General features: G+C 59.4%; 6 protein-coding genes and 1 tRNA gene. 3 read left to right on the forward strand and 4 right to left on the reverse strand.

Features of this window, described 5'->3' with window-relative positions; translation table 11 throughout:
• A partial coding sequence (gene mdlC, locus ACTJGZ_RS12865; protein WP_441663315.1) for a benzoylformate decarboxylase occupies positions 1 to 1,535 on the forward strand: 1,535 nt, incomplete at its 5' end.
• Positions 1,536 to 1,689: 154 nt separating this feature from the next.
• Positions 1,690 to 2,634 (forward strand): AEC family transporter, encoded by a 945-nt coding sequence (locus ACTJGZ_RS12870; protein WP_441663316.1) that lies wholly within the window; start codon positions 1,690 to 1,692, stop codon positions 2,632 to 2,634.
• A 161-nt stretch (positions 2,635 to 2,795) separates the two neighbouring features.
• On the opposite strand, the gene ACTJGZ_RS12875 is transcribed toward ACTJGZ_RS12870, so the two are convergent.
• Both ACTJGZ_RS12875 and ACTJGZ_RS12880 read right to left on the reverse strand, forming a co-directional pair.
• Positions 2,796 to 3,842: a linear amide C-N hydrolase gene (locus tag ACTJGZ_RS12875; RefSeq protein WP_441663317.1), complete on the reverse strand. Its 1,047-nt coding sequence runs from the start codon at positions 3,840 to 3,842 to the stop codon at positions 2,796 to 2,798.
• Between the two features lie 1,159 nt (positions 3,843 to 5,001).
• Complete coding sequence (locus tag ACTJGZ_RS12880) at positions 5,002 to 5,169, reverse strand: hypothetical protein (protein ID WP_441663318.1); 168 nt, start codon at positions 5,167 to 5,169, stop codon at positions 5,002 to 5,004.
• Between the two features lie 87 nt (positions 5,170 to 5,256).
• Between ACTJGZ_RS12880 and ACTJGZ_RS12885 the strand changes: the two genes are divergently transcribed.
• Complete coding sequence (locus tag ACTJGZ_RS12885) at positions 5,257 to 5,730, forward strand: tyrosine-type recombinase/integrase (RefSeq protein WP_441663319.1); 474 nt, start codon at positions 5,257 to 5,259, stop codon at positions 5,728 to 5,730.
• Here ACTJGZ_RS12885 and ACTJGZ_RS12890 read toward each other — a convergent pair.
• Both ACTJGZ_RS12890 and ACTJGZ_RS12895 read right to left on the reverse strand, forming a co-directional pair.
• A tRNA-Ile gene (locus ACTJGZ_RS12890) sits at positions 5,709 to 5,785 on the reverse strand. The two genes, ACTJGZ_RS12885 and ACTJGZ_RS12890, sit on opposite strands and share 22 nt — an antisense overlap.
• Positions 5,786 to 5,869: 84 nt before the next feature.
• The coding region (locus ACTJGZ_RS12895; protein ID WP_441663320.1) for a DUF441 family protein at positions 5,870 to 6,106 on the reverse strand (237 nt) is incomplete at its 5' end.

Genomic DNA, 6,106 nt, shown 5'->3' on the forward strand with positions numbered 1-6,106 from the left:
TCAAGGATTTCCCGGAAGACTTCCGCTACATTCAGACCCTGCATGAATCGTCTGCCGTCGGCGCCGCCGATGGCTATGCGCAGGCTACCCGCCGCCCGGCGCTGGTCAATGTGCATACCTCGGCCGGCCTGAGCAACGCGATGAGCAACATCCTGACGGCCTCACAAAACAAGACGCCGCTGATCATCACAGCCGGCAACCAGACCCGCGACATGCTGCTGATGGAACCCTGGCTGACCAACGTTGAGCCTTCCCTGCTGCCCAAGCCCTGGGTGAAATGGAGCTACGAGCCGGTGCGCGCCGAAGATGTGCCCGCGGCTTTCATGCGCGCCTACGCCATTGCCATGCAACCGCCGGCAGGCCCGGTTTTCCTGTCCATCCCGCTGGATGACTGGGACAAGCCCGCCAGCAGCGCGGCCGTCATCCGCTCTATCACCACCCGCATCGCCCCCGATCCCGACCGGCTTGCCGAATTCGCCCAGGCGCTTTCCCAGGCTCGCAACCCGGCGCTGATCTATGGCTCCGCCATCGCGCGCGGCGACGGCTGGCAACAGGCCATTGCCCTGGCAGAAAAGCTGCAAGCGCATGTCTATGCCGCTCCGGCCTCCGAACGCCCGCCGTTCCCCGAAACTCACCCGCTCTATAGCGGCGGCCTGCCCTTTGCCATCGGCCCGCTATCCAAAAAGCTGGCAGGGCATGACCTGGCAATCGTCATCGGCGCTCCGGTGTTCCGCTATTACCCTTATGTGGAAGGCGACTACCTGCCGCAAGGCATGCGTCTGCTGCACATCACGGACGATCCGTCCGAATCCAGCCGCGCGCCGGTGGGCGATAGCCTGCTGGGCGATGCCGTGCTGTCACTGGAAGCGCTGGAGAAACTGGTGCAGGGCCGCTCCTCCCCCGTCAATACCGTCAAGCGCCAAGCGCACGGCATGGCGCCGCATCCGGCAGCCAGCACCGAGCACGCCAGCCAGGACGGTGCCATGTCCTCGCTGACACTCTTCCAGACACTGCGGGCCGCCACGCCGGCGGAAACCGTACTGGTGGAAGAATCACCATCCAATCTGGGCGAGCTGCATACCGCCTGGCCGGTTGACCGTCCGGATTCGTTCTACACCTTTGCCAGCGGCAGCCTGGGCTGGAACCTGCCTGCCAGCGTTGGCCTGGCCCTGGCCGAACGTGACAGCGGCCGCAACCGCCCGGTTCTGGCCATCATCGGCGACGGCTCATTCCAATATTCGATCCAGGGCCTCTGGACCGCCGCACAACATAATCTGCCGATTCTGTTTGTCGTGCCGCGTAATGGCCAATACGGCATCCTGAAGTCCTTCGCTCTGCTGGAAGAAACACCGGGCGTCCCTGGCCTGGACCTGCCTGGCCTGGACTTCGTTGCCCTGGCCAATGGCTACGGCGCGCATGGCGTGCGCGCCACAACCGTGGAAGAAATCCGCGCTGTCTGCGCTGAAGCCTTCAAACGCAATGGGCCGACGGTGCTGGAAGTCCCGGTGCTGCCGACCATTCCGCCCCTGCTCTGATCCGGTCGCGGATCGCCAGAAGCCAGGCCAGCGCGCCCGGCTTCTGGCATGAGCTGCCAGTTACGCCAGCCAACATGCCTGAAGGGTTGCCGCGCCCTTCTCGCCTGTCCGGCTGGCACCTGTCCTTTTATCCCTCCTGACTGGAGAGACACCGATGCTGGAAACCATCATCACCGCCCTGCTGCCTATCGTCGTGACCTTGATGCTGGGTTACTTCGCAGGCTGGGAGCGCAGCTTTTCACAGGATCAGGCCACCGTCCTGAACCGCATGGTCATGCTCTATGCGCTGCCGCTGATGCTGTTCGCCGGGATTCTCAGCACGTCGCTGACAGCCATCAGCCAGAATGTCCCGCTGTTCGTCTGGACCGCGATCGGCATGATAGGCGGGCTCGTGCTGGTCTTCGCCCTATCCCTGTTTGTGTTCCGCTCTACGGCGCAACTGGCCGCGTTGCGGGCCATCGCCATTGCAGGCCCGGCCGTGCCATTCATCGGCACCCCGGTGCTGGGCATGCTCTACCCCAACGATGCCGACATCGCCATTGCCACCGGCAGTTTGCTGATGAACCTGGTGCAAGTGCCGCTGGCCCTGATTTTTCTGGTTGGCAAGCAGGAAGAAACCGGTGCTATCAAGAAAAGTGCCCTGGCCATCGCCGGTGACAGCCTGCTCAAGGCGATTAAACAGCCCGTTGTCTGGGCGCCTGTTCTGGCGTTCATTCTGCTGTTGAGCGGCCTGGAAATGCCGCGCGCGCTCAAAGGCTCGTTTACGCTGCTGGGCCAGGCCACAGGCGGCGTCGCGCTCTTTGCCGTGGGTATCGTGCTGTTTTCGCAGAAAGTCAGTGTTTCGCTGCCTGTCATCATTAACGTCATCAGCAAAAACCTGCTCGTGCCCGGCATCATCCTGGCCATCATGCTGGCCGTCGGCGTGCCTTCCGTAGAACGCGGCCTGGTCGCCGTCACCCTGGCCATCCCCACCGCCTCCATTGCTGTCATCTTTGCCGTGGAATACAAGTGTGGCACCCAGGAAATGGCCTCCACCCTGTTCTGGAGCACCATTCTCTCCATCCTGACCATGGGCATGTTCATCTGGATCACTGCCTGAAGCAGATCATGACCTGATGCCCCTAGTGGCTCCCAGGCTGGCTGCCCCCATAAAAACGCCACCGGAACCAAACCTGATTCCGGTGGCGTTTTTTTCCAGCCACCTGCCGGACCGCTGCTGTCTGCTGTCTGCTGGCGAGCCGGAAGATGGCCAGCCAGTGCCTACTCAGCCGACTTGAATTCGAATGGTGTCGCCGGCACAAATTGCCCCGACACTTCACCAGCCAAAATCCGGTTCATATCCACCCCGAGATCCAGCGTCAGCGTCTGCGCGCCTTCTGAAAAATCCAGGCGTTTCAAATCCACCCAGAACACATTTGGCGCCGTTGCCGACTCTGCATAGAAAAGCTTGTTTTTCTGATCCGCCACCACACGCCAGCGTGTTGTCGATAAATTAGGTGCATCCGGCTGGCTGATGCCATAAGGCACCGATACATTCCGCACGACACTGAACACCGCTGCTGCCGCCGTGCGGGGGTCATCGCTTTTCAGCACGGCATCCGCATAATAAGTGGCGCGGACAAAACGATCGGGCGCACGATTCGTGCCCGGCAAAAAACTACGGCCATCCACCCCGCGCCAATACCGCATGATGGCCAGTTGCTCATCAAACGGCGGGTCATTGGTCATGACCCTGAACTCGCGGCCATGATGCACTTTCAGGCTGCCGTCTATCCATTCCAGAATCGCGCTATCCCCAGAGGCATCCGACAAAGACAAATGCAGTGGCGCCAGGCTGCCCGGACGCCCCGGCACCTCGCCGCTTACCACCAGCATCGGCTTGTCCTGCACATGCTGCACCGCTTCTGCAACCGTTGCAAACTGATCCAGGAAATACTGCGCCCAAATCGCCAGCGACATGCGCGGCGTTGCGCCGTCATCCTCGGGGTAGCGCGCATCTGCCAGCCACAGCAGATTGGCATTGAGACCAGCCTCATTCATGCCATCCACCGCGGCAATTTCATAACCGGAAACGATCAGGCTGCCATAAGCGGATGTCCAAGTCACCGACCTGGGCCCCGCTGCGCCATGCCGTTGCATCCCGCGCGGAAAGACCCAGAGATTACTGACCATGGGATCCTTGAAATCCATGGACCGCCCCGTCAGAAAGGTATGGTTGGGGCCCTCATAGATCACTCGGGTACAAGCCTGCGCCTCGACTGCCAGCATCGCCGCCGTAACCGCCAGCGCGATGCCCAAACGTGTCATTTGCTTCATCTCGATGTGTGCTCCCTATTCGTGCCATGCATCCCCAGGGCACAACCACCACTATGGTTGCTACCTTGAAATGCAGGGATTTTTATCTGCCACGATAGTAAATGACCTTATGGCCTAAGTCTTGAATGGCCGCCATATTGCAGAGATTTCCTGAGCCGGAAAAGGACAATTTGACACACAGCCTAAAAATCAAAACGCCAGCCCCTAAGGACTGGCGTCAGTGCTTGATTTTACTGGTAGGGCGCGCTGGACTTGAACCAGCGACCAAAGGGATTATGAGCCCTAAACACGGAGCCGAACAGAAAGACAATATATATTTAATATCAACCAGTTAAAGAGAAAACCAACGAATAAACACTGAATCGACCAGGGTTTAATAGACACTTTTTAGACTCATAACACTCACTAGGAGAGAGGTATGAGCACGGTCCGATTTACGGAGGAATTCAAGTTTCGACCTATAGTATGGCAGTCGATCACCAGCGCCAGCGTGGCCCAGTCGTCCCGGCCTGCCCAGATACGGCACAGGTCTATAAACCACCCGTTCATTGGGCGCTGTTGCCACGGACGGCAGTGACTGGATCCGCTGCCTAAAGCCAATTGGGAGCTTGCGCACTTGCCAGCCTTTGATCTGGAAGATGCGTTGGACGGTGTTTTTGTTGACCCCCAACAGCCAAGCCGCTGTCCGGTAGCCAACATGCAGAAAGATCCTGTCTGCCATCGCAGACTGCGATCGGTATATCGCGAAAGAAAGCTGCTGAGCTGACGATTTGCGCCTGGCAGAGGACCGGCAAATGCTGGCTTACCACCGCGCCCAGCGCGAAAAGCTGATGGGGGGGGCTGGCATGATCAGCCTGCCTGGCCCGGAAGACCTGCGAGCTTTCCTGAGAGAGTGGTATCTGCACTCTCGATTTGAGGGGCGAGATGAACCCGCTTGGGGACGTGACTAGTCTGTGATGCTCGTCAGGTCACGTCTCGATGATCTGGGGTTGCGCGGAGAAGCATGGATCGGTATGTACGAGCAAAAACCGGCAAACCCATCAAATTCAATGCTGCTCTGAGTATCTTGAACGCTGACGCGCCTCTGCAAATACAGCGAACGCCAGCCAGTATCAGCAGAAGGATACTGGCGGCGAACGGTCCCCGAAAATTAACCCGAGTGCGGGCGCTTGCCGGGATTTTTCTTGTGGTGGGTATGCGCGCCACGCTCCTGGCTCACACGTTGGCCACGGAATTTCGTGCTAAGTGCCGTGCCCTTGGGAGGGACGGGACGGGGGGTGCGCTTGCGGTCGGCTTCAGTAACGATTTTGGTGCCCATGGCAGTCTCTATCTCTAGTTTGATTAAGCCTGCTATTGTTACACATTCGCTCGGTTTATTCTTGGCAGCCGCATTGGATGCACGGGATTGTTCGCACGATTCCTGCGAGTTAGCATCCGTAATGGCAGGCCTGCGCCTGCCGATGCCGGCGCTATCTGGGCCATCCGGGAACTGGCCCTGTTCAGCCACGTTTTCAATTATGCGCGAGAAACCGGCCACAGGCTGAGCGCCGAGGCCATGTGCAGCCGCTTTGACAAAGCCAGGGCCAAGAAGGCGGGGATTGCCAAAGACCGCTTCCAGCTGCGCGATCTGCGCGCCAAAGCAGGCACCGATAAAACCGAAGCAGCAGGGAATATCAGGCAGGCCCAGAAACAGCTAGGCCACCGTTCGGTGGCCATGACCGAGCGACTGAGCATTACAGCATTACGTCCGCAATCGGCTGGGCGACAAAGTCATGCCCACCCAATGATTTTGCGGAGCGCCGCCCGGATTGCGGAGCAAAAAAATACGGCCCACATCGCTGTGAGCCGCATCAATACTGGTAGGCCGTGCTGGACTTGAACCAGCGACCAAAGGATTATGAGTCCTCTGCTCTAACCAACTGAGCTAACGGCCCCCAAGCTCATTATTATGACATGCTTGGCAGCCATTGCAAAACAGAAGCATCGCGAAATGCCGGATCATGCTGCCAGCCGCAAAATCAGGACTTCCCGATCAGCAAAGAAAGCAGGCCGGCAGCGATCAGCGGCCCGACCGGCACGCCCCGGAAGAAGGCTACGCCGATCAGGGTGCCCATCAGCAGGCCCGCGACGATCTGGGGGCTGTTGCCCATCAGAACGACACCGCGTCCGCCTAGCCAGGCCACGCCGATACCCACCAGCACAGCCAGGAAGGAGCGCCATTCCACGAAGGAATTCAGCAGGTCACTGACGCTGAT

It is taken from the genome of Kerstersia sp., assembly GCF_052103615.1.
Lineage (GTDB): Bacteria > Pseudomonadota > Gammaproteobacteria > Burkholderiales > Burkholderiaceae_B > Kerstersia.